The following is a 20,488-nucleotide window of genomic DNA, read 5'->3' on the forward strand; positions in this document are numbered from 1 at the left end:
GGATGGCCTCCGTTCTTGGTGGGATCTCCGGTCTGGCTCGCGGGGGCCTACGCCCGCGCGGGCTCCACCCGGATCTTGGGGTGGATGTCCCGCAGGACGTTCGCGTCGAAGTCGCCCGCGACCGGGGCGGCGACCGCGGCGGCGCCCAGGGCGGCGGCCCTGCGCAGCCGTTCCGGCCAGGGCGTCCGCTCGACCAGGCCCAGCGCCAGCCCCGCGACCAGCGCGTCACCCGCGCCGGTCGGGTTGCCCTCGACCCGGTACGGCATCGCGGCCCGCCAGGAGCCCTCCGGGGTCACCGCCAGCAGCCCGTCGGCGCCGAGCGAGACCACGACCGCCCGGGCCCCCGAGCGGCGGAGCGCCTCGGCCCCGCGCAGGGCCTCGCCGATCCCGCCGATCCCGCCGATCCCGCCGATCCCGCCGATCCCGCCGATCCCGTCGATGTGGCCGATGTCGCCGATGTCGCCGATCCCGCCGGTTCCGCCGGAACCGTCGGAGCCTTCGGAGTGGCGGGCCTTCCCGTCCGGGGAACCGGGGCCGGGGGAGGGAACGTTCCAGGAACCGTCCCGGGAGGGGAAGGGCTCCCTGTGGGAGAGGGCGCGGGCGAGTTCCTCGGCGTTGGGCTTGACGATCTCGGGGCGGCCGGAGGGAGCGTGCCGGAGCGGCTCGCCGTCGGCGTCCACGATCGCGGGGACGCCGCGCTCGCGGGCGCGGGCGGCGAGGTCGGCGTAGAGGGTGACGGGCACCCCGGCGGGGAGGCTGCCGGAGATGACGACCGCCGCGGCCCGCCCGAGCCGCGTGTCGTAATCACGCAGGAAGCTTTCGAGCTCCGCCTCGGTGACGAGGGGGCCGGGTTCGTTGAAGAGCGCGGTGCGCGGCCGTACGGCCCGCCCGGCGCCGTCGGCGGAGAAGCCGAACGAACCGGACGAACCGAATGAACCGGACGGGCCGGAGAAGCCGGATGAGCCGGGGGAGCCTGTGGATCCGTCGTGGACAGGAGGGACGGCGCCGCCGGCGGGGGCCGTACCGGAGGGGGGCGGACCGGGGAGAGCCGGGCCGAGGTCGTGGACGGCCAGGGTGGCGCGTGATCCGGCGGCGATCGGGGTGAGGGCGGCGGGCAGGCCCGCGGCGGCGAGGTCGGCCTCGGCGGCCTCGCCGTTCGATCCGCCCGCCAGGCCGGTGACGAGGACGTCGTGGCCGAGGGCGGCGAGCACCCTGGCCACGTTGACACCCTTGCCGCCCGCCCTGCGGTGCACGGCCCGCACCCGGTTGACGCCGTCCCAGTCGACGCCACCGGTCGTGTAGGTGACGTCGAGCGCCAGGTTCAGCGTGACGGTGAGGATCGTGCCCCGGGGGGCGGGCGGTGGGGTCATCGGGGTTCCGTGATCCAGTTTCCGTGCCGCATGACGCCGGAGACCTCCAGGTCGTCGGTGAGCACCACCAGGTCGGCCTGCTTGCCGACGGAGACGGAGCCGAGGCGGTCGGCCAGGCCGAGCACCCGGGCGGGGGTGAGCGAGGTGACCTCGGCCGCCTCGCTGAGGGACAGGCCGACCTGCCGTACGGCGCGCCTGAACGCCACGTCCATGGTGAGGGTGCTGCCCGCGATCGTGCCGCCCCCGGCCAGCCTGGCGGCGCCGCCGACGACCTCGACCTGCATCGGTCCGAGCCCGTAGACGCCGTCGCCCATGCCGGCGGCGGCCATCGCGTCGGTGATCAGCGCGGTCCGGCCGGGGCCCGCGACGTCGTAGGCCAGGCGCATCATCGCCGGGTGCACGTGCACGCCGTCGTTGACCAGCTCGATCGTGACGCGCTCGTCCTCCAGCAGCGCGGCGACGGGCCCGGGGTCGCGGTGGTGCAGCGACGGCATCGCGTTGTAGAGGTGGGTGGCGACGCTGCCGCCCGCCTCGATGCCCTGGCGGGTCTGCTCGTAGGTGGCGTCGCTGTGGCCGAGGGCGGCGATCACGTTGTGCGCGACCGCCTCCCTGATGGTGTCCAGCGCGCCGGGCAGTTCGGCGGCGATGGTGAGCATCCGCACGTGGCCGCGCCCCGCCTTGAGCAGTTCGGTGAACTCCTGCGTGGAGGGGTCCCGCAGGAAGGCCGGGTTGTGCGCGCCGCAGCGCGCCTTGGAGATGTAGGGACCCTCGAAGTGGATCCCGGCCAGCACGCCGTCGTCGCACAGGTCGGCCAGGGCGGAGGCGGCCCTGGACAGGTCGCCCGGAGAGGCGGTGACCAGGCTGGCGACGATCGTGGTCGTGCCGTGCCGGGCGTGCAGGTCGACGGCCCGGAGCGCCTCGTCCGGGTCGCCGGTGGGGAAGGAACCGCCGGCTCCGCCGTGGGTGTGCATGTCCACGAAGCCCGGTACCACGTAACGGCCCGCGAGGCCGAGACCGGGGCCCGGCGCCGACCCCTGGCCGACGTGGGTGATGCGGCCGTCTTCGATGGTGAGCCAGCCCTCGTGAACACCGTCGGGGGTCACGATACGGGCGTCGGCGAGTGTGATGCTCATGTCCCCATCCTTCCCGGTCCCCACGCGATCAATGATCAGGAGGGGAGGATGACGGACCTGGTGAGGTGGAGGGGCTCGTCGGGGTTGAGTCCCCGGGCGTGCGCCCGCGCCACGGCCACCCGCTGGACCTTGATCAGCTCGGCCATCGGGTCGAGGGGGCTCTCCAGGAACGATCCACCGGCGGCCTCGACCTCGTCGCGCAGTCCCCCCGGGCTCTCGCCCAGCATCCAGGTGATCCGGTTCGGGCCCGCGATGCTGATCGGGCCGTGGCGGTACTCCATCGCGGGGTAGGACTCGGTCCACGCCCGGCAGGCCTCGCGCATCTTCAGGGCGGCCTCCAGGGCCAGGCCGTACGACCAGTCCCGGCCGAGGAAGGTGAACTGCTCGGCGGCCAGCAGCTCGGCGGGCAGGGGGGCGGCGAGCGCGCGCTCCGCGTCGGCGATCGCGGCGGTCAGGTCCTCGCCGAGGTGGGCGCGGAGCAGGGCGAGCTGCGTGGTGGCGAACCGGGTCTGCACGACGGATCGCTCGTCGGCGAAGTCGAGCAGGACGACCTCGTCGGCGGCCGTCATGACGGGGGTGTCCGGGGAGGCGGTGACGGCGGTCGTCCTGGTGCCCGCGTTCCCCAGCACCTCCAGCACCTCGGTGGTGGTGCCCGACCTGGTCAGCGCGAGGATCCGGTCGTAGGAGCGTCCGGCGGGGAACTCGGAGGCGGCGAAGGCGTCGGTCTCGCCGTGCCCGGCCCGCTCGCGGAGCACCGCGTAGGACTGGGCGACGAACCAGGAGGTACCGCAGCCGACGACGGCGACCCGCTCGCCTCGCCGGGGAAGCGCGTCGGCCGGCACCTCGGTGACGGCTCGACGCCAGCTGTCGGGCTGGGACGCGATCTCGGCTTCGGTATGCGTGGTCACGGCATGCCTCCCCAACTAGCTTCGTTTATGATTGATTTATAGCAGAAATGAGCAACTTTGTGCAGAGGTGGGTTTTGATCGCCTCCTGTGCAAGGCTGTGGACCGTGAGCCGATATGAGCGCTGGAACTCGATCCTCGAACTGCTCTCGCAGGAGGGACGCCTGTCGGTGGAGCAGGCAGCCGAGGCGTTGACGGTCTCCACCGCCACGATCCGCCGCGACTTCGACCAGCTGGCCCAGCAGCAAATGCTCATGCGCACGCGCGGCGGCGCCGTCGCCCAGAGTGTGAGCTACGACCTGCCGTTGCGCTACAAGACCGCGCGTCACGCCGACGAGAAGCAGCGGATCGCCGAGGCCGCGGCCGAGTTGGTCGTGCCGGGCGCGATCGTCGGGCTGAACGGCGGCACGACCACCTCGGAGGTGGCGCGGGCCCTGGCCGTCCGGGCCGATCCCGAGGTGGGCTTCACCATCGTCACCAACGCGCTGAACATCGCCGCCGAGCTGACGGTGCGCCAGCACGTGAAGATCGTGCTGACGGGCGGGGTGGCGAGGCCGCAGTCCTACGAGCTGATCGGCCCGCTGGCGTCGGGGGTGCTGGAGCAGGTCGCACTCGACATCGCGTTCCTGGGCGTGGACGCGCTCGACGCCGAGACGGGCGCGTCCGCCCACCACGAGGGCGAGGCGAGCGTCAACAACCTGCTGATCAGCCGGGCCGCCCAGGTGGTCGTGGTCGCCGACGCCTCCAAGATCGGCCGCCGGGCCTTCGCCAGGATCTGCCCGATCGGCGCGATCGGCACCCTCATCACCGACGAGGGACTCTCGGACGAGGACGCGGCCCGCTTCACCGACGCGGGCGTGAAGGTCGTCCGCGCGTAGGACTGCGGGACCCGCACGGGCGCGTAGGACTGCGGGACCCGCACGGGCGCGTAGGACTGCGGGACCCGCACAGGACCGTAGAACTCCGACGGGATCCCGCACAGGGCCGTGGACTGACTCCACAGGGGATTCCGCACAGGACCCTGGGACCCCGGGCGGGCTCGCATGGGACCCCGCGGGGGAAACCCCTTCACGCCGACGTATGGCTCGCCTTTGCGTGCTAGCACCGATGCGGCTCCCACCCTCCCTCCGCGACAGTCTTTACAGGCTCGGCCGAAAGGTTCGGAGGGGAGAAGGACGCTCCCCCTTGCGAAGCCTCGGCGAAAGGGGAAGTCTCATGCGCGGAATCCGCAGGATGGCGAGTGCGGCCGTGGCCACACTGGCTCTGACCGTCGGGCTGACGGCCCCGGCGACGGGTACGGCCCAGGCGCTGTCCTCCAGGTCCTTCACCTGGAACACGTCGACGGCGGGCGACTGCACGATGTTCCAGGGCGCGCGGTGGACGCTGTTCTCGGACGGCACGGCGACCTTCGACGGGGTCGTCACCAGCAGCGACGACAACGACGCCTGGCTGATGTGGGCGACCATCAAGGACGTCAACGGCGCCGTGCTGGGCAGGCTCACCAACGCCCGCATCCAGGACGGCGGCGACCCGCAGAAGTTCGTCAAGAACCTGCCCAACCACACCCAGCGGTACCGGTGGTTCGCCTCCGGCCGCTTCGACTACCGCAAGTACGACCTCATCAAGCGCATGTCGCTGGCCAAGCACTGCTGAGTCCGGGCGGCACCGGGCCCTCCTCCACCACGGGTGCGGAGGAGGGCTCTCCGGCATTCTTCCCGATGTGCCGATCACGGCGCGCCTCTCGTTTCCGGCGGTCAGGGGTTTCGGACGATCAGGGGTTTCGGGCGGCCGGAGACGGCGGACATGCGCATTGTCGTCGATCGGCCAGGGCACGGTCGGAATCGGGCGCCGCCCCATGACCTCCGGACTCGCCCCCGTTCGGGGTCCATTCATCGTCTAGGATCGACAGGGCCTGAACGATCAGGATATCTCCGCCGCCGGGTGCCGGAAATCGGCCGCGCGGAGAAATGCCGGAACGGTCCGACCCCCGAGGAGCTGTTTGTGAGCGGCGCGCATACCCTGCGGCAGACCGAGGAAGCCGTCACGGGGAAGCTTGAGGGCCTGGAGCTGGATTTCCGGGCGATGACCGCGATATCAAACCTCTATCGGGTCGCCTCGTCCGTCCGGAATCATTTCGAGCAGACGGTGCTGAAGGAAGCGGATCTCACCTGGACCGCTTTCGTGGTGCTGTGGGTCGTGTGGATCTGGGAGTCGATAGAGAATCGGCACGTCGCCGCCGAGGCGGGCATCACCAAGGGCACATTGACCGGAGTGGCGCAAACGCTCGAAAACCGCGGGCTGATCGTTCGGGACATCCCGGCCAGCGACCGCAGGCGCACCGTGTTCTCCCTCACCCCGGAGGGGGAGAAACTCATGACCACGCTGTTCCCCGAGTTCAACAGGGAGGAGCAGTTCGTGCTCTCCGGACTCGGCGAGCGGCGCCTGACCGAGCTGGGGAACACGCTGCGGCACGTTCTGAAGCACCTGGAGAAAGAAGGCCCGGAGCGGAGGGCCTCCCGGAGTTCGGACCGTGCCTCCGAGGGCGGAAGATAACGCCTTCCCCGGTTCCCGGGTCTGCTCGACGGCGGTTCCCGCGTCTCACATGTGCCCGGGACGGATCTCCGTACCGCCCGGCGGCGGTTCCACCGGCGGCGGCGGTTTCACCGGAGGGGGCGGTCCCCGCCCCCTCACCGCCTTTCTCCGCCGTCGGCGTCCATTGATGCACGAAATCTTCACGGCCCCTCCCGGGAAATACCACATGTCTCTGCTTTGCTGATCTCCCGACCGGGGAGATCGGCTCGACGTCTTTCTACGCGGTCTCGTGCCCAGAGAATTCATGAGCCGTGAAGGACGATTTTCGATGGCTGGTTCCGGTGTGGACGACGGGCTTTCCCTCCGGGCGAGAAAGGTACGGCGCCGCGGAAGGCGGGCGGCCGCGGTCAGCGCCGTCGCGCTCGTGATCGTGTGCGTCGTCACGGCCGTGGTCGTGGCGGAATTCCTGAGATCGCTGCTCCTGGGAAGTCCGCGTCTGCCGCTGACCCTGATCTGGCAGCGGACCGGCCTGGCGTGCATGACCGATCCGACCGGCGAATGGGCGGCGAGGGCCGGGAAGGAGGGGGTCCTCCGCGATACTCCTCCCGGAGCGGTGAAAATCAGCGAGAGCGTCACCAGGGCATGCGAGAACGAGCGGAACATCGGATCCGTCGGGCTGCGGTACCGGTTTTCGGGTTCGACGGGCACGACGATGGCGTATTACCGGAAACGCGCTCTCGCCGACGGATGGCGCCTGCTCCGGGAGGACGGTGATTCCGCTCCTCCCGCGAAAGAGCAGCTGTGTCTCTCCAAGAACCTTGGAGAATTCACCGGATATCTCGACCTCACCGTGCTCAGGCTCAAGGACTACGCCACCGAGGAGGAGCGGAGGACGGGCGACTACGACCTTCGGATCTCGTTCTCACCCGGCGGATTCGGATGGTGCGGATAGGGCGCCGATCTCCTCCACGTCACGCGAGCGGGCCGGGCGAAAATGAACCGGACGGGACGCCGTACCCGTCTTATGGGCATGAGCAGACGCATGGCACGCGTGGTCGTCCCGTGTCTCACGATCTCCCTGGCGGGCGCGGCCTGCGGGACCTCCACGTCTCCCGGCGAGGCGCCCGCCAAGGTGACGCCCTCCAAGACGGCGGCTCCCACGGCGCAGGGGGCCACCGCCCTCCGTTACACGGGAGCGGGGACCGTACTGGAGAACAGTCACCACGGGCCGCAGCTGTGCACGACCGTCGCCGCCTCGTACCCGCCGCAGTGCGCCGGGATCGACATCGTCGGCTGGGACTGGAAGGCCGTCGAGTCCGAGGGGGCGGGGGACGTCCGGTGGGGGCGGTACCGCGTGGTCGGCACCTGGGACGGCAGGCGCCTGACCCTCACCGAGACACCCCGGCCGCCCGCCGCGGACACGCCCCCTCCCTCAGGCGGAGACCACGACACGAGGTTCGCCAGCCCGTGCCCGCCGCCGCGGGGAGGATGGCGGCCGGTCGATCCGGCGAAGGCCACCGAGGAGGCGGCGCAGGAGACCATGGACCTGGCACGGAAGGTGCCGGAGTTCGCCGGCGGATGGATCGACCAGGCCTACCTGGACGGCCTGCCCAGCCCCCAGGCGTCGACGGCGGCGAACGACCCGGCCCGATACGTGCTCAACATCAGGTTCACCGGCGACCTCGCGGGCCGGGAACGGTGGATCCGCCAGGTGTGGGGCGGCGCGCTGTGCGTGAGCGGCGCGAAACACTCCGAAGCGGAGCTCCGCCGCGTCCAGCGGAGAATCCACGAGGAGCTGGCGGGGATCCAGAGTTCGAGTGTCTCCACCCTGGACAACCGCGTCGAGGCGCTGGTCCCGGTGGTCACCGACGAGCTGCGGCGCTCGCTCGACGACCGGTACGGGGCCGGTGTGGTGAACCTGGAGGGGATCCTGCGACCGGCCGGGTGAGCGGTCGCCCTGGCTGGTCGGGTGAACGGCCGCCGCACCCCGGCGCCGGGAGGGAAGACGCAGGGGGGAACCAGGAGGGAAGGACGTAGGGAGGGGAACCGGGAGGCGGGAGGGAAGAAGGAATAAGACGCGGGGAGGGAAGACGCCGGGAAACCGGTTGGAGGGCCGCGCCGCCGCCGGGAGGATCGGGACATGGAGATCCTCCTGACGACCGCCCGGCTGACGCTCCGCCGGTTCACCGAGACCGAGGCGAACGTGGACCGCCTGCTGGAACTGCACAACGATCCCGAGGTCATGCGCTTCCTCAACGGAGGCGTCCCGACCTCCCGGGACACGGTCCGCGACGAGGTCCTGCCCCGCTTCCTCCGCCGCTACGACCGTTTCGCGGACCCCGGTTTCTGGGCCGCGGAGGAGAGGGACGGCGGTGAGTTCGTCGGCTGGTTCGAGTTCCGGCCCCTGGACGGCGAAGGTCCCGGGGAGGTCGAGCTCGGATACCGGCTGCACAGGCGCTTCTGGGGACGGGGCTACGCCACCGAGGGGGCACGCGCCCTGATCCACAGGGGGTTCACCGAACTCGGCGTGCGGCGCGTCATGGCGCAGACGATGGCGGTCAACACCGCCTCCCGCCGGGTGATGGAGAAGTCGGGCCTGAGCCATGTCCGCACCTTCCACGAGGACTGGCCGCATCCCATCGAGGGGTCGGAGCACGGCGAGGTCGAGTACGAGCTGACCGAGCTCGACCGGCGGTCGGGTGAAGACGGGCCCGGACATGGAGCCGACGGGGCGCCACCCGCCTAATGCGGCACGCCCTTGGTGGCCTCGGACGCGGTCGTCATCATCCGCCTGAAGAACGTCTCCAGCCGGTCCATGGTCGCCGTGAACCGGTGGAACGCCTCTCCGAGGGCCTTCGGATCCCCTTGCTCCAGAGCGTCCGCGCACGCGGTCGCGTCCCGTTTCACGTTCGCCAGCAACTCGGTCCAGAGTCGGTGTTCCCGCGCGCCGGGGACGGTGAAGTAGTGTCCGGCCCGCTCGACGCCTCCCAGGATGGACCTCAGGTGCGGGGTTGCGCGGTCGGGGATCTCCTTCCAGAACCGGTCGTCAGGGACTGTGCCCTTCTCCGCGAGCAACCTTCCCAGGGCGGAGAAGTCCTTGAAGATCTGGAGTGTCAGCTCGCCGCCGCCACGTATGAGCCACGCGGCCAGCTGCAGGCTCCGAACCACGGGAGAGGAGGGGGGACGTATGGATCGCACCGTGGCGTCCTTGAACTTCTGGAGAGAGGAGGCGCTCTGCGTCGGGGAGGACTCCGGCAGGGTACGGAACGGCAGGACGGTCACGGCCACGGCCGCCGAGACGATCGCGGCCACCGCGAAGCGGGAGCCCCGGCCCCCGCCGCTCCGTGCCGTCCACCGTCCGGCGGCATGCGGGCGGTTCCCCCAGGGGCCGACGAGCAGGACCGTCAGGGCCGCGACCGGCGTGATCAGGCCGAGCAGGTACGGCACGGCCACCGAACCGACGAACATCGCCGACGGTCCCGGCTTCCAGACGCAGACGTACGAGAGCGCGTTCAGCGGCCCCAGACATCCGTCGAAGGACCCGATGAGCCAGACGCCGCCCAGCGAGAGCAGAGACGCGATGCCCGCGGCGATCAGCGCCATGGACATCCGGTGGCGACGCGCGGTCGAAGCGACCAGGGCCGCGGCCGCGGCGCTTCCCACGGTCACCGCGGCGAGCATCAGAATCCACAGGACGGTCGCCGTGCCCGTCTGTGGGGGGGAGGCGGACGGCCGCCACGAGTGGATGTAGGCCATGGCGGCGAGCTCCGCGACCCAGCAGAGCGCGGCTCCCACGATCGCCGCTCCCGTGAGCCGTCGCAGAGAGGGACGCTCCTCGGCCGGTTCGGGGCGCCAGGCCAGGGCCAGGAGGGGGTAGAGCCACAGCAGTCCACCGGCGACCAGCCAGAGCGGGAAGTCGTCGACGCCGACGGTATGGAGCATCAGGATGTTGATCGCGAGGAGCGGTGCCCTGCCCGGTGCGGCCGTCCCGACGATGGACTGCAACAGGTCCACCGAGACGTCGAGCGAGGGTTGCGCGTCACTGATCAGTAGCTGACCGTTGCTTTCCCACCAGGTCAGCCAGAGAGCCAGGACGATCCAGGTCGCAGCCGTCCCGGCCAGCAGCACGGGCCGGAGCGGGCGGCCACGACGGGTCCTGATCCACAGCTCGGCGCACTCGGCGGTCCACCAGCAGACGACGGCCGCCACGACCGGCAGGACGAGCAGCCCGGCGGGTTTCGTGGGCAGCCACATGTGCCCGTCGATCCGCTCGGGCAGGAGAGCGGCGGCGAGCAGCCCGGCCCCGAGTGCCAGTCCGGCGTACAGCCCGGAGGGCACCGGCCGCCCGGTGGCCACGGCGTGGGCCGTCGGAGGGGCCAGCGCCGTCGTGACGATGCCCGCGACGAATCCAGCGACGCACAGGACGCTCACCGGCTCCGCCGCCGCGCCCGGCAGGCCGAGCACGATCAGCAGTGTGGGCAGCATGGTCAGGGTCAGGAGGGCGGCGATCCCCGTCAGCAGCATCACCAGGACCGGTGAGCCGAACAGCGAGGAGGGGTCGTCCAGCGAGCTCAGGCGCCGCGCCCAGCGCGGGTGCGTCCGCCACAGGTCGCCGATCGCCCGCCGGGAACCGCGCGCCCGGTCGTTCTCGACGGGCCTGGCCCACACGGACGGGGACGCCCCCCACCGCACCGCCGCCAGGTCGGCGTGGAACTCCCGGTTCCTCAGCAAGTCGGCGCGGGCGAGAGTGATCAGGGCCGTCAGGACGAGCGACAGGACGAGTTCCCGTGACAGGACCGGCACCGACCCAGCGAAGAACATCGTGTCCGGGTGGAAGACGGCTCCGGTGAACAGTCTCTGGATCTTGAAAACGGCGTAGGGCAGCAGCACGGCCACGAAGAAGACGCGCCACAGCGCGGTCGTCGCGTACGCGAGGCGGACGTCACCGCTGCGCACGTGCGCCAGCTCGTGCAGGACCACGGCCTCGAACCCGTCGGGGTCGGAGTGCCTGCGCGCCACCAGCCCGCCATGCAACCGCACGGTGTAGTGGCCGGGGCGGCCGAAGGCCACCGCACTGGCCGTCGCGGCGGCGGGGTCCATCGAGAACCGGACGTTCCTCACACCCGCGCGTCCGGCCAGCTCCCGCAGCAGGCGGCTGAGCTCCTCGTCCCCGGCGACCTCGTCGATCGGTACGGCCCGGCCCCTGCGTGACTTCCAGACGGGCAGGAGGAAGTACAGCACCGCGGCGGACACCACCACCGCGGCGGCCATGACCACGAGAGGCCACTCCGTTTTCCTCCCGAACCGGTCCGCACAGGCCTTCAGGGCCTCCTCGTTCAGGTTCATGGCCCCGATGTTGCTCAGCGACGACCCTTCGGGGTCGACTCCGGCGGCCAGCATGCACACCGGCTCGTAGCCCCTGCCGCCCCCCGTGATGGGCAGGAGGGTGTCCCCGGCCATCCAGGCGGTGCCGGCCAGCAGGAGCAGGACCAGCAGAATGAAACGGAGTGTGGTTCCGGAAGGAATGGAGGCGTCCCCCGGGGGAGTGGGGGCGTCGCCGTGAGGGGTGGTGCCGGTGCCGGTCTCGCGATCGTCTCCGGTCACCGGCGTCACCCTTCCGGACTCTGGAGAGGGGGGAGCTCTCGCGGGGAGTCGAGGGCGAGCCGGGCGACGAGGCTGTCGGCGACCTGAACGGCGCGCTCGGTCGGCAATCCCGCCTCTGTGGAGAGTCTGTGCGCGTGCGCGTGCACCGCGTTCAGCTGCTCCCTGGTCAGCGCCGGGACCACGGGGTCGGGGTCGGGTCTGCGCAGCAGGGTCCGCAGGCGGCGCGCGGCCCGCCGTCCCGCCCTGTCGACCGCGGCGCCGACCGCGCCGCCCACGGCCTCGTCGAGGACGAGCCAGAGCACCGTCGTGACGAGCGCGCCGGCCTCCTCCAGCCCGAAGCCCAGTGGCTCTCTACGGGATCTCCTGCGTCTGAGGCGGCGCACCACCGTATGGTGCCCGACCAAGCTCAGCGCCCTGACCAGGGGGAGCTCCTCGGGGGCCACTTCGGCCACGACGTCGCGGACGACTTCCCGCACGACGGGCCGGTTCCCTGAGTCTCGCGGTGCGTACGAGGCCACGCCAGCCGCCTGCCTTCCTGCACACGGGATACCAATACTAATTCGCCTTCGATCACTTGGGGAGGGAGTGCGGGCACGGAGGGTAATGGTCGTGATCCCGCGACGGGGATGACGGGATCGAGGGGGAGGAAGGGGGAAATCCGGTGCGGTGGCGCTTCGCGGTACGCCACGATGGGGCGATGAGTGATACGTCCGGGCTCGACACGGGCCGGCCCGAGCTTGACGTGGACCTGTCCGGGCCAGGCGAGGGGCGCCCCGGGAGCGGCGCGGGTCGTTCCCGGGACGGTGTGGGGCGTTCCCCGGACGGTGTGGACGGCTTCGTGACCGGCGCGGAACGGGCCGGGGACGAGGTGTCCGACCCCTGGCTCGGCCGGATCCTGCGGGAGGGCGCCACGCCGGGGCTGCTGGACGCGCTGGCCGAACGGCTCTCCCCGGCCGACCTGCAGACGCTGCTGCTGGCCGTCTACCGCCGCCGCGTGTCGGCCGTCACGCCCGGCGGCCTGCTCCGGCAGTACGAACGCGACCGTTTCACCGCGCTTTCGCCGGTGGACGCGGGGGTTCTGGTGCGTCTGGACGTCCTGATGCACGACCAGCTGACCCGGCACGGGTTCGCCGCCGTCGAGCTGTCGCCCGTCTGCCCGCTCGGCACCAACTCGGCCGTGGCGACCGTGGACCAGAACAAGGTGCTGACGACGATCCGCAACACCGAGGTCGTCGCGGACGCGACCAACGTCATGGCCCTCGAATGCGCCGTCCGCCGCCGGGAGCTGCTGCGGGCCGACCCCCGTTCACGGCAGCGGGTACGGCTCGGCACCACGCACCGCGTCCTGCGCGCGCAGGTCTTCGGCCCCGGCATGATGGCGCACTTCAAGCTGCTGGGGCTGTGCACCGCCGGTCGCGACGAGGGTTCGTTCGATTTCGAGACGGAGGCCCTCGCCGAGCACGTCGGCCTCCACCTCGACGTCGTCGAGAAGGCCCGCGCGCTCGGCCCCCACGCCTCGTCGGTGCGCGTGGCCGTCACCGACCTGACCGGCGGACGGCACCGCCAGGTGCTGCGCGAACGCGTCCTGGACCACCTCGCCCCCAGGCATCCCGGCGTCATCTTCGCCTTCGACGACGGACGCGAGAGAGGCCGCGGCTACTACACCGGCGCCTGCTTCGAGATCAACGCCATCACCCCGGAGGGGGAGACCGTCAACCTCGGCGACGGCGGGTTCACCACCTGGACCGCCGACCTCCTCAGCAACGCCAAGGAGCGCCTGCTCGTCAGCGGGCTGGGGGTCGAACGCCTGTGGGGGCTCTCCGTCCCGTGAGCGGACGCGCGGCTCGCCCCTGAGCGGGCCGAGCGGCCCGAACCTCCGTGAGGCGTCCCTCAACGTCCCTGGACATCCCTCGACGTCCCTGAACGGCCTGAGCGTTCTTGAGCGGCCGTGCCCGGCGTCCGGTGCAACTTTCGGTGTGTCCGCGCTCCGCCCAGGGGCGGATACCCCCCGTCCGGATCACTCTCGCGGGTGAGGTTCCCGGCCGCCCGCGTGACTATGGTCCTGGACATGCGTGCTCTCGGATGGACTCTGGCGGTGGCGGGGCTGGCCCTGGCGGGCTGCGGCGGTGCGGGCGACCCGGGGAAGGCGGGTACGGCGGAGGCGGGCGGACTGCGCCAGGTGATGGCGAGCCTGGACGCCGCCGGTCCGGCGGCCGGTTACCTCGAATACGGTGACATGGCGCACTGGCGGAGCCTCGGGGTGGTCACCGAGGGTGGTCCCGGCAAGGATCGGCGCTGGCTGTCCGTCGTCACGGCGGGCTTCGGCGACCTCGGCGTCAACGCGAGCAGGCTCACCGGGCCGACCGGCGTCAACGTGTTCGCCGCCGACCGGGGCGCCGTCTTCGGTGTTCCGCCCAAGACGGCCATCCGCGTCGAGGGCAGCCTGGACTCCGCGGACATCCGCGCCAAACTGACCGCGCTGGGCGCCAAGCCCCGGGAGATCGGCGGGCAGGAGGGGCTCTCCCTGGGCGAGGACAACAAGATCGACATGACCGGCCCGCAGGCCGGACTGGGACTGATGAACCAGCTCAACCAGGTGGTGGTGACGGACTCCGCGCTGGTGGCGGGATCCGCGGCGGAGCCCGTCGCGGCGGGGCTGGGCGCCGGGTCCTCCCTCGCCGACAGTCCGGACCACGCCGCGGTCGCCGACTGCCTCGGCGACGTCGTCGCCGCCGTCGTCACGGCTCCCGCGCAGCCGGGCGGGGTGATCCTGTACGGCGTCGGCCTGCGCAGGCCCGCGAGCACGGCGGACAAGGCGGTCGACGTGGTGTGCGTGCTGCCGCGTGTCGCGGAGGTGGGCAAGACGTTCACCGAGCGGTTCACCACGGCCGCGAAGGTCGGCGGCAGGCCGCTGGGGGAGCTGGCCGAGACGATCACACACGACGAGGTGCGCTCGGGCGACCGTACGGTGTACCGCGCCGTCCTGACCGTCAAGCCCGACGGCCCGGTCATGCTGGCCCAGCAGCTCCTGGTGCGCAACGAGCTGGCCTCGCTGGCCGACCCCGCCGCGCCCGCGAACCCGCTCGACGTCCTGAACCGCAGTTCCCCGCCGGGAACACCCGGCTGACGGAGCCCATGGCTACCCGCCAGTAGTAACGGTCGGGCTGAAGGGGTACATATCTGGTGCAAGCCGGTGACCCGTACCCCAGGGGGTTGCACATGACGGCGCGAATGGGCGCGGCGCGGCTCGGCCCTGCCGAGCGGGCCGCCGCACTGACGCAGATGGCCGATCAGGAGCTCGACGTGGTGGTGATCGGAGGTGGTGTCGTCGGCTCCGGGGTGGCGCTCGACGCGGCGACACGGGGGCTGAGCGTCGGGCTGCTGGAGGCCCGCGACTTCGCCTCGGGAACCTCGTCGAGATCGTCCAAGCTGATCCACGGCGGGCTGCGCTATCTGGAGCAGCTCAACTTCGACCTCGTCAGGGAGGCACTCCAGGAGCGGTCCCTGCTGCTGCAGCGGGTGGCCCCGCACCTGGTCAGGCCGGTGCCCTTCCTGTTCCCGCTGACCCATCTCGGCTGGGAGCGGCCATACGTCGGCGCGGGCCTGGTGATGTACGACTCGCTGGGCTTCTCCTTCGGGTTCACCCGGGGTGTGCCGGGGCACCGGCATCTGTCGCGCAGGAGGGCGTTACGGCTCGTGCCCGCGCTGCGCCGTACCGCGTTCTCCGGGGCGGTGCAGTACTGGGACGCCCAGGTGGACGACGCGCGCTACGTGATGACCATGCTGCGGACCGCCTCGACCTACGGGGCGTACGTCGCGTCACGGGCCCAGGTGGTCGGCTTCCTGCGGGAGGGGGAGCGGGTCACCGGGGTCAGGGTGCGCGACCTGGAGAGCGGGACCGAGCTGGACGTGCGGGCCCGGCAGGTCGTCAACGCCACCGGGGTGTGGACCGACGACATCCAGGAACTGGTCGGAGGACGCGGGCAGATCCACGTCCGCGCCTCGAAGGGGGTCCACCTGGTCGTCCCACGGGACAGGATCCACTCGCTCACCGGGATCATCCTGCGGACCGAGAAGTCGGTGCTCTTCGTGATCCCCTGGGGGCGCCACTGGATCATCGGTACCACCGACACCCGCTGGGACCTGGACAGGGCCCACCCCGCCGCCTCCCGTTCGGACATCGACTACGTGCTCGAACACGTCAACGAGGTGTTGTCGGTCCCGCTGTCCCACGACGACGTCGAGGGCGTCTACGCCGGGCTGCGGCCGCTGCTGTCCGGGGAGTCGGAGGAGACCTCCAAGCTCTCCCGCGAGCACGTGGTCGCCCATCCGGTGCCGGGGCTGGTCATGGTGGCCGGGGGGAAGTACACGACGTACCGCGTCATGGCGCGGGACGCGGTGGACGCGGTGGCCCACGGGCTCGACCAGCGGGTTCCGCCGTCGTGCACCGACAGGATCCCGCTGGCGGGGGCGGAGGGCTACCAGGCGCTGTGGAACTCCCGGCAGCGGCTGGCCCAGTCGTCGGGGCTGCACGTGGCGCGGATCGAGCACCTGCTGCAGAGGTACGGCTCGCTGATCGACGAGGTCATCTCGCTGATCGAGGCGGACCCGTCCCTGGCGCTCCCGCTGGCCGGGGCGGACGACTATCTCAGGGCGGAGGTCGTCTACGCGGCCACCCACGAGGGCGCGCGGCACCTGAACGACGTGCTGTCCCGGCGCACGCACATCTCGATCGAGACCTTCCACCGGGGGGTGGGGGTGGCCGAGGAGGTGGCCGAACTGCTCGCCGGGCCGCTGGACTGGGACGACGAGCAGATCAAGCGCGAGGTGGAGTACTACGCCAAGCGGATCGAGGCCGAGCGGCTCTCCCAGGAACAGGACACCGACCAGGAGGCCGACGCCATCCGCCTGGGCGCCCCCGAGATCGTCCCGGTGGCGGTCCCCGGCCCGGACCGCCTCTAGCGGGGTCCGTCGGGCTTGCCCGGCTGCCGCCGGTACTCCGCGGCGATGCCGATGCGGCGGGGCTCGGCCGGCTGGGGCTCAACGGTGTAGGTCGCGGCCCCCAGACGGGTGATCGTCTCCGGGGGCTGCCGTTCCATGCTCTCCAGCCGTTCGAGGTCGGCGGCCGGGACCAGGGCCACGATGGGTTTTCCGTGCCGGGTCATCACGATGCGCTCCCCGCCGTACGCGGCGCGGTTCACCAGCTCGGCGAAGTCGGCGCGAGCTTGCGTGACAGGGATCTCTTCCGCCATGACTCCAACATAGCATTCTGTATGTAGTGTACGTTCTGTATATTCTGTACAGAACGGAGGCGCTCATGATCAACCCAATCGGCCGATATGTCCTGCCAGAGGTTATTGAGAGGACTGGCCACGGCACGATCGTGATGGATCCCTACTCCAAGCTCCTGGCCGGGCGGATCATCTTTCTGGGCGCCCCCATCGACGACACCAGCGCCAACGACGTGATGGCGCAGATGCTCTATCTCGATTACGACAACCCCGAGCGGGACATCTCGCTCTACATCAACTCTCCCGGCGGCTCGTTCACCGCGATGATGGCGATCTACGACACCATGCAACACGTCGCCTCGGATGTGGAGACCGTCTGCATGGGCCAGGCCGCCTCCGCCGCCGCCGTCCTGCTGGCGGCCGGAACCCCCGGAAAGCGGATGGTTCTGCCGCGCTCGCGCGTCCTCGTTCGCCAGCCCTCCAGCGAGGGGCGGGGGCAGTACAGCGACCTGGAGGTCCACGCCCGGGAGATCTTGCGTGCGCGGACGCTCATGGAGACACTGCTCGCCGGGCACACCGGACAGAGCGAGGAGCGCGTCCGGCGTGACCTTGAGCGGGACAAGGTCCTCGACGCCGACGAGGCCATCGCCTACGGCTTCGCCGACGCGATGGCCGCCTCGCGCAAGTAGGTCCCGATGGGTTGTGCGTGGAGGCCCCGGCGCCGGGGGTGGCGCCGGGGCCTCCACTCTCCCGGCCCGCCCCATCGTGGGGAGCCGGAGGCGGGCGTCACGGTGTCGGGGGAACACCGTGGCCGGGAGGGCGTGAAGGTCAGACGTTCTCGTCTTCCGTTTCCGTTCCCGTGACGGGAATGACGTCCAGAACGGCCCAAACGGCCCGGCCGAGCGAGCCGTAATCCCGCACACCCCAGCTACGGGAATGCCGGGCGACCAGCCAGAGACCGCGACCGTTCTCCTGGTCGATCGGTATTTCATCGGGCACGACCGGATTCCACGGCGGCCCGCCGGGATCGATCACCTGAACGTATATCCGGTCCTCGGAGGAGGTGACGGTCAGAGTCACCTTGTTTCCGTACGGCCTGCCTCTCGTGGAGTGGACGACCGAGTTGGCCACGAGCTCGGAGACCACCAGCTCGGTCCTTTCATAAGCCGGGTGTTCGGTTCCCAGCCATTCGCGCAAGCGGGCACGCGCCTGCGAAACGACTTCCGGCGCGAGATCGAACGTTGCCGCGCCCAGGAGTGTCCAGCGACTTTCTACACAGGACTCCTCAAGATCCATGGCTTTCCCTTATCTGGTCATCCGTCTTTTCGGATTCGCCTGACCAGGATGGCAGTGCATGGCTACAGTCGGTAGTCGAACGGCTTGAAAGGGTGGTCAACGGTTTTGTTAAACCGTGTCTTAAATGACGGAGGTGGTTGCGGTGCCCGGCCCCAAGGAGCTCGACCCGGCGCTGTCCCCGAGCGCCTACTTTGGCTACGAGCTGCGCAAATACCGTACGGCCGCAGGGCTGTCCCAGACGGCGCTGGCGAGCAGGATCGGGTATTCGTACGGTTTGGTCAGCATGACCGAAACCGGAAAAAGGCCACCTACCGATGATTTTGTCAACAGGTGTGATGAGGCACTCGAACTCGAAGGAGCACTTGGACGTCTCAAGGCGATGATCGACAACATGGCCACCAAGATTCCTCCATGGTTCCGCGAGTGGGTTGAGATCGAGCAGAATGCCGAAAGCCTGCGCACCTGGGAGCCGATCATCGTGCCCGGCCTGCTACAGACACCGAAATACGCCAGGGCAATCCTGAGTGGGAGGCCGAAGATATCGCCAGAGATCCTAGACAAGGATCTGGCGACTCGCCTTGAACGCCAGAAGATCCTCGATCGGGATGATCCGCCCATGTTCTGGGTGGTCCTCGATGAGGGGGTCTTGATTAGGCCTGTCGGTGACAGCGAAGTCATGGTCGAGCAGCTCGATCATCTGCTTGAGCTTGCGCAGCACCCCGCCGTGGCCATTCAAGTGCTTCCCCACGATGCGCGGTGCATGACCGGCGTACTGGGCGCATTCGTGGTTGCGCAGGGCCCCGGTCTTCCGGATACCGTGTACTTGGAGTCCTCTTTGCGGGGAGAAACCGTGGACGATCCTGAGGACGTGAAAACAATACTCATGTGGTACGAGGCGATCCGGGCCGAAAGCGCGTCGAAAAGTAGTTCGCTGGCCATAATCGAGGAGAAGAGAGCCCAATGGACCCGCTGCTGAATCGCGAACTGTGTGACGCCGTGTGGGTGAAGTCGTCGCTCTCGGGGCCGAATGGTGGCAACTGTGTGGAGGTTGCCAGGCTGGTTGGGGGCCGGGTTGGTGTCCGTGACAGTAAGAACAGGTCTGGTCCGGCGTTGGTCTTCGCTTCTGGTGAGTGGGCGGCCTTCGTCGAAAGCGTCAAGGACGGCCACTTCGGCTGAACCGTCGCGGAGCGGAACGGTGAAGACCCCGACAGCTGAGACTGCCGGGGTCTTCCTCTTACGGCCTCCCCGCGATTGGGGCCGGGGCATACCGACGTGGTGTGGGTTGAACGACTCAGCCGGCCGTGAGGTAAACGAGTACGGGTTGGGGCATGGCCGCGCGGGCCTGCCAAGGTTCCACCTCAGCAACCCAGCCGGCCACCAGCACGTCACCGCCTGCGCGAAGACACCGTCAGCTGGGCTGCCACAGCTCGACCCGATTGCCCTCAGGATCGGTGACCCAGCCGAACCGGCCGACACCCTCCATATCCTGAGTCTCCTCGGCCACGTCCGCCCCCTTGGCGCGCAGTTGCGCGAGCATCGCATCCAGGTCGCGGACTCGGAAGTTGAGCATCGCCTGCTGGGCACGGGAACCGAGGTAATCGGTCTCGGACTCGAAAGTCGCGAACACCGTCACCCCGGCTTCCTGACGCCACATGCCGTTCTCATCGGCATCCAGGCCCAGGCAATCGCGGTACCACGCACCCAGGGCCACGGGGTCGGCGGCCCTCATGAAATATCCGCCGATTCCAAGCACACGTTCCATGCCGCCATCTTGCCAGGACCGAAATCGCCCGATTCGCACTTTGCCTCAAACGCGGAGGAACTCGTTGGTCAGCCTGTTCGGAGGCGGTACGGTCGCTCGCTTCCTCTGGCGTGTTACTTCTCCATCGGCGCGCGTACGGACATCTCACCATGCCGACGAGTGTGGAACCGGCGCGTCCGGCGCATCTACGGTGCGAGTCGATTCGTGCCGAGAGGCAAGGAGAAGAATCTGATGAACCCCCTGCTGAGCCGTGAGCTCGCTACCGCCACCTGGGTGAAGTCCTCCCTGTCAGGGGCGAACGAAGGTAACTGCGTGGAGGTCGCCAGGCTGGCCCAGGGCCGGGTCGGTGTCCGTGACAGCAAGGACAGGTCCGGTCCGGCGTTGGTCTTCGCCCCCGGTGAGTGGGCCGCCTTCGTCGAAAGCGTCAAGGACGGCCACTTCGACTGACCCCGGTGCCTGTAGACGTGAAGCCTTCAGCGGCATCGCCGCCAAGGCCTTTACGTCCGCCCGCTCCCGCGACGTTCAGGCCAAGCCGCCGCTGGACGACTGCCGTGGATAAGGGTCTGGAAAATCCCCTGGGCAGGGAAGGTTCTTTTCCTCCTTCAATTGGTCTCAAATAGGGACGTATCAATTTGGTTTTATGCGACACGCTTGA

At 69.9% G+C, this 20,488-nt stretch carries 21 protein-coding genes; 13 read left to right on the forward strand and 8 right to left on the reverse strand.

The window, feature by feature from the left end; all coding sequences use genetic code 11:
• Positions 1-47 precede the first annotated feature (47 nt).
• Genes AB0N02_RS03305 through AB0N02_RS03315 form a run of 3 tightly spaced genes read right to left on the reverse strand, consistent with a single transcriptional unit; the run spans position 48 to position 3,411 of the window.
• Entirely contained in the window at positions 48-1,370 is a 1,323-nt protein-coding gene (locus AB0N02_RS03305) for a PfkB family carbohydrate kinase (RefSeq protein WP_363942066.1), read from the reverse strand.
• Complete coding sequence (nagA, locus tag AB0N02_RS03310; RefSeq protein WP_363942069.1) at positions 1,367-2,503, reverse strand: N-acetylglucosamine-6-phosphate deacetylase; 1,137 nt, start codon at positions 2,501-2,503, stop codon at positions 1,367-1,369. Before nagA ends, AB0N02_RS03305 begins: the two co-directional genes overlap by 4 nt.
• 35 nt (positions 2,504-2,538) lie before the next feature.
• Positions 2,539-3,411 carry a sugar isomerase gene (locus AB0N02_RS03315; protein WP_363942072.1) on the reverse strand — a complete coding sequence of 291 codons (873 nt, stop codon included), beginning with the start codon at positions 3,409-3,411 and terminating at the stop codon, positions 2,539-2,541.
• 104 nt (positions 3,412-3,515) lie between these two features.
• On the opposite strand from AB0N02_RS03315, the gene AB0N02_RS03320 reads away from it, so the two are divergent.
• From AB0N02_RS03320 to AB0N02_RS03345, 6 genes are all read left to right on the forward strand, one after another.
• Entirely contained in the window at positions 3,516-4,286 is a 771-nt protein-coding gene (locus AB0N02_RS03320; RefSeq protein WP_363942075.1) for a DeoR/GlpR family DNA-binding transcription regulator, read from the forward strand.
• Between the two features lie 337 nt (positions 4,287-4,623).
• Entirely contained in the window at positions 4,624-5,061 is a 438-nt protein-coding gene (locus tag AB0N02_RS03325) for a DUF6294 family protein (RefSeq protein WP_363942078.1), read from the forward strand.
• Between the two features lie 288 nt (positions 5,062-5,349).
• Positions 5,350-5,961 carry a MarR family winged helix-turn-helix transcriptional regulator gene (locus AB0N02_RS03330; protein WP_363942081.1) on the forward strand — a complete coding sequence of 204 codons (612 nt, stop codon included), beginning with the start codon at positions 5,350-5,352 and terminating at the stop codon, positions 5,959-5,961.
• A 307-nt stretch (positions 5,962-6,268) separates the two neighbouring features.
• Positions 6,269-6,892: a hypothetical protein gene (locus tag AB0N02_RS03335; protein ID WP_363942084.1), complete on the forward strand. Its 624-nt coding sequence runs from the start codon at positions 6,269-6,271 to the stop codon at positions 6,890-6,892.
• Positions 6,893-6,970: 78 nt separating this feature from the next.
• Complete coding sequence (locus AB0N02_RS03340) at positions 6,971-7,888, forward strand: hypothetical protein (RefSeq protein ID WP_363942086.1); 918 nt, start codon at positions 6,971-6,973, stop codon at positions 7,886-7,888.
• A gap of 192 nt (positions 7,889-8,080) precedes the next feature.
• Positions 8,081-8,686 carry a GNAT family N-acetyltransferase gene (locus AB0N02_RS03345; RefSeq protein ID WP_363942088.1) on the forward strand — a complete coding sequence of 202 codons (606 nt, stop codon included), beginning with the start codon at positions 8,081-8,083 and terminating at the stop codon, positions 8,684-8,686.
• Here AB0N02_RS03345 and AB0N02_RS03350 read toward each other — a convergent pair.
• Together AB0N02_RS03350 and AB0N02_RS03355 are read right to left on the reverse strand one after the other, a co-directional pair.
• Complete coding sequence (locus AB0N02_RS03350; protein WP_363942090.1) at positions 8,683-11,544, reverse strand: M48 family metalloprotease; 2,862 nt, start codon at positions 11,542-11,544, stop codon at positions 8,683-8,685. The genes AB0N02_RS03345 and AB0N02_RS03350 overlap by 4 nt on opposite strands.
• Before the next feature lie 5 nt (positions 11,545-11,549).
• Positions 11,550-12,020: a hypothetical protein gene (locus AB0N02_RS03355; protein ID WP_363942093.1), complete on the reverse strand. Its 471-nt coding sequence runs from the start codon at positions 12,018-12,020 to the stop codon at positions 11,550-11,552.
• Positions 12,021-12,241: 221 nt separating this feature from the next.
• Here AB0N02_RS03355 and AB0N02_RS03360 point away from each other — a divergent pair, with 221 nt between their 5' ends.
• The 3 genes from AB0N02_RS03360 (at position 12,242) to AB0N02_RS03370 (ending at position 16,506) form a co-directional block, all read left to right on the forward strand.
• On the forward strand, positions 12,242-13,375 hold the full coding sequence (locus tag AB0N02_RS03360; RefSeq protein WP_363942096.1) for a hypothetical protein: 1,134 nt from the start codon (positions 12,242-12,244) through the stop codon (positions 13,373-13,375).
• Positions 13,376-13,612: 237 nt separating this feature from the next.
• Positions 13,613-14,671 carry a hypothetical protein gene (locus AB0N02_RS03365; RefSeq protein WP_363942099.1) on the forward strand — a complete coding sequence of 353 codons (1,059 nt, stop codon included), beginning with the start codon at positions 13,613-13,615 and terminating at the stop codon, positions 14,669-14,671.
• Between the two features lie 92 nt (positions 14,672-14,763).
• Positions 14,764-16,506 (forward strand): glycerol-3-phosphate dehydrogenase/oxidase, encoded by a 1,743-nt coding sequence (locus tag AB0N02_RS03370; RefSeq protein WP_363942102.1) that lies wholly within the window; start codon positions 14,764-14,766, stop codon positions 16,504-16,506.
• On the opposite strand, the gene AB0N02_RS03375 is transcribed toward AB0N02_RS03370, so the two are convergent.
• Positions 16,503-16,796: a type II toxin-antitoxin system Phd/YefM family antitoxin gene (locus AB0N02_RS03375; protein WP_363942104.1), complete on the reverse strand. Its 294-nt coding sequence runs from the start codon at positions 16,794-16,796 to the stop codon at positions 16,503-16,505. The genes AB0N02_RS03370 and AB0N02_RS03375 overlap by 4 nt on opposite strands.
• A 65-nt stretch (positions 16,797-16,861) precedes the next feature.
• Between AB0N02_RS03375 and AB0N02_RS03380 the strand changes: the two genes are divergently transcribed.
• Positions 16,862-17,464, forward strand: a complete 603-nt coding sequence (locus tag AB0N02_RS03380) for an ATP-dependent Clp protease proteolytic subunit (RefSeq protein ID WP_363942106.1) — start codon at positions 16,862-16,864, stop codon at positions 17,462-17,464.
• Positions 17,465-17,603: 139 nt separating this feature from the next.
• On the opposite strand, the gene AB0N02_RS03385 is transcribed toward AB0N02_RS03380, so the two are convergent.
• Complete coding sequence (locus AB0N02_RS03385; protein WP_363942108.1) at positions 17,604-18,071, reverse strand: ATP-binding protein; 468 nt, start codon at positions 18,069-18,071, stop codon at positions 17,604-17,606.
• A gap of 124 nt (positions 18,072-18,195) precedes the next feature.
• On the opposite strand from AB0N02_RS03385, the gene AB0N02_RS03390 reads away from it, so the two are divergent.
• Positions 18,196-19,047: a helix-turn-helix transcriptional regulator gene (locus AB0N02_RS03390; protein WP_363942111.1), complete on the forward strand. Its 852-nt coding sequence runs from the start codon at positions 18,196-18,198 to the stop codon at positions 19,045-19,047.
• Positions 19,032-19,247, forward strand: coding sequence for a DUF397 domain-containing protein (locus AB0N02_RS03395; protein WP_363942113.1), 216 nt, complete (start codon positions 19,032-19,034; stop codon positions 19,245-19,247). The genes AB0N02_RS03390 and AB0N02_RS03395 overlap by 16 nt, the downstream gene beginning before the upstream one ends.
• A gap of 232 nt (positions 19,248-19,479) precedes the next feature.
• Here AB0N02_RS03395 and AB0N02_RS03400 read toward each other — a convergent pair whose 3' ends face one another.
• Positions 19,480-19,833 (reverse strand): VOC family protein, encoded by a 354-nt coding sequence (locus AB0N02_RS03400; protein WP_363942115.1) that lies wholly within the window; start codon positions 19,831-19,833, stop codon positions 19,480-19,482.
• Between the two features lie 231 nt (positions 19,834-20,064).
• Here AB0N02_RS03400 and AB0N02_RS03405 point away from each other — a divergent pair, with 231 nt between their 5' ends.
• The gene (locus tag AB0N02_RS03405) at positions 20,065-20,280 is read left to right on the forward strand and encodes a DUF397 domain-containing protein (protein ID WP_363942118.1); all 216 of its coding nucleotides are present in this window, start codon (positions 20,065-20,067) and stop codon (positions 20,278-20,280) included.
• The last annotated feature ends 208 nt before the right edge of the window (positions 20,281-20,488 follow it).

It is taken from the genome of Streptosporangium sp. NPDC051022, from assembly GCF_040683035.1.
GTDB lineage: Bacteria > Actinomycetota > Actinomycetes > Streptosporangiales > Streptosporangiaceae > Streptosporangium.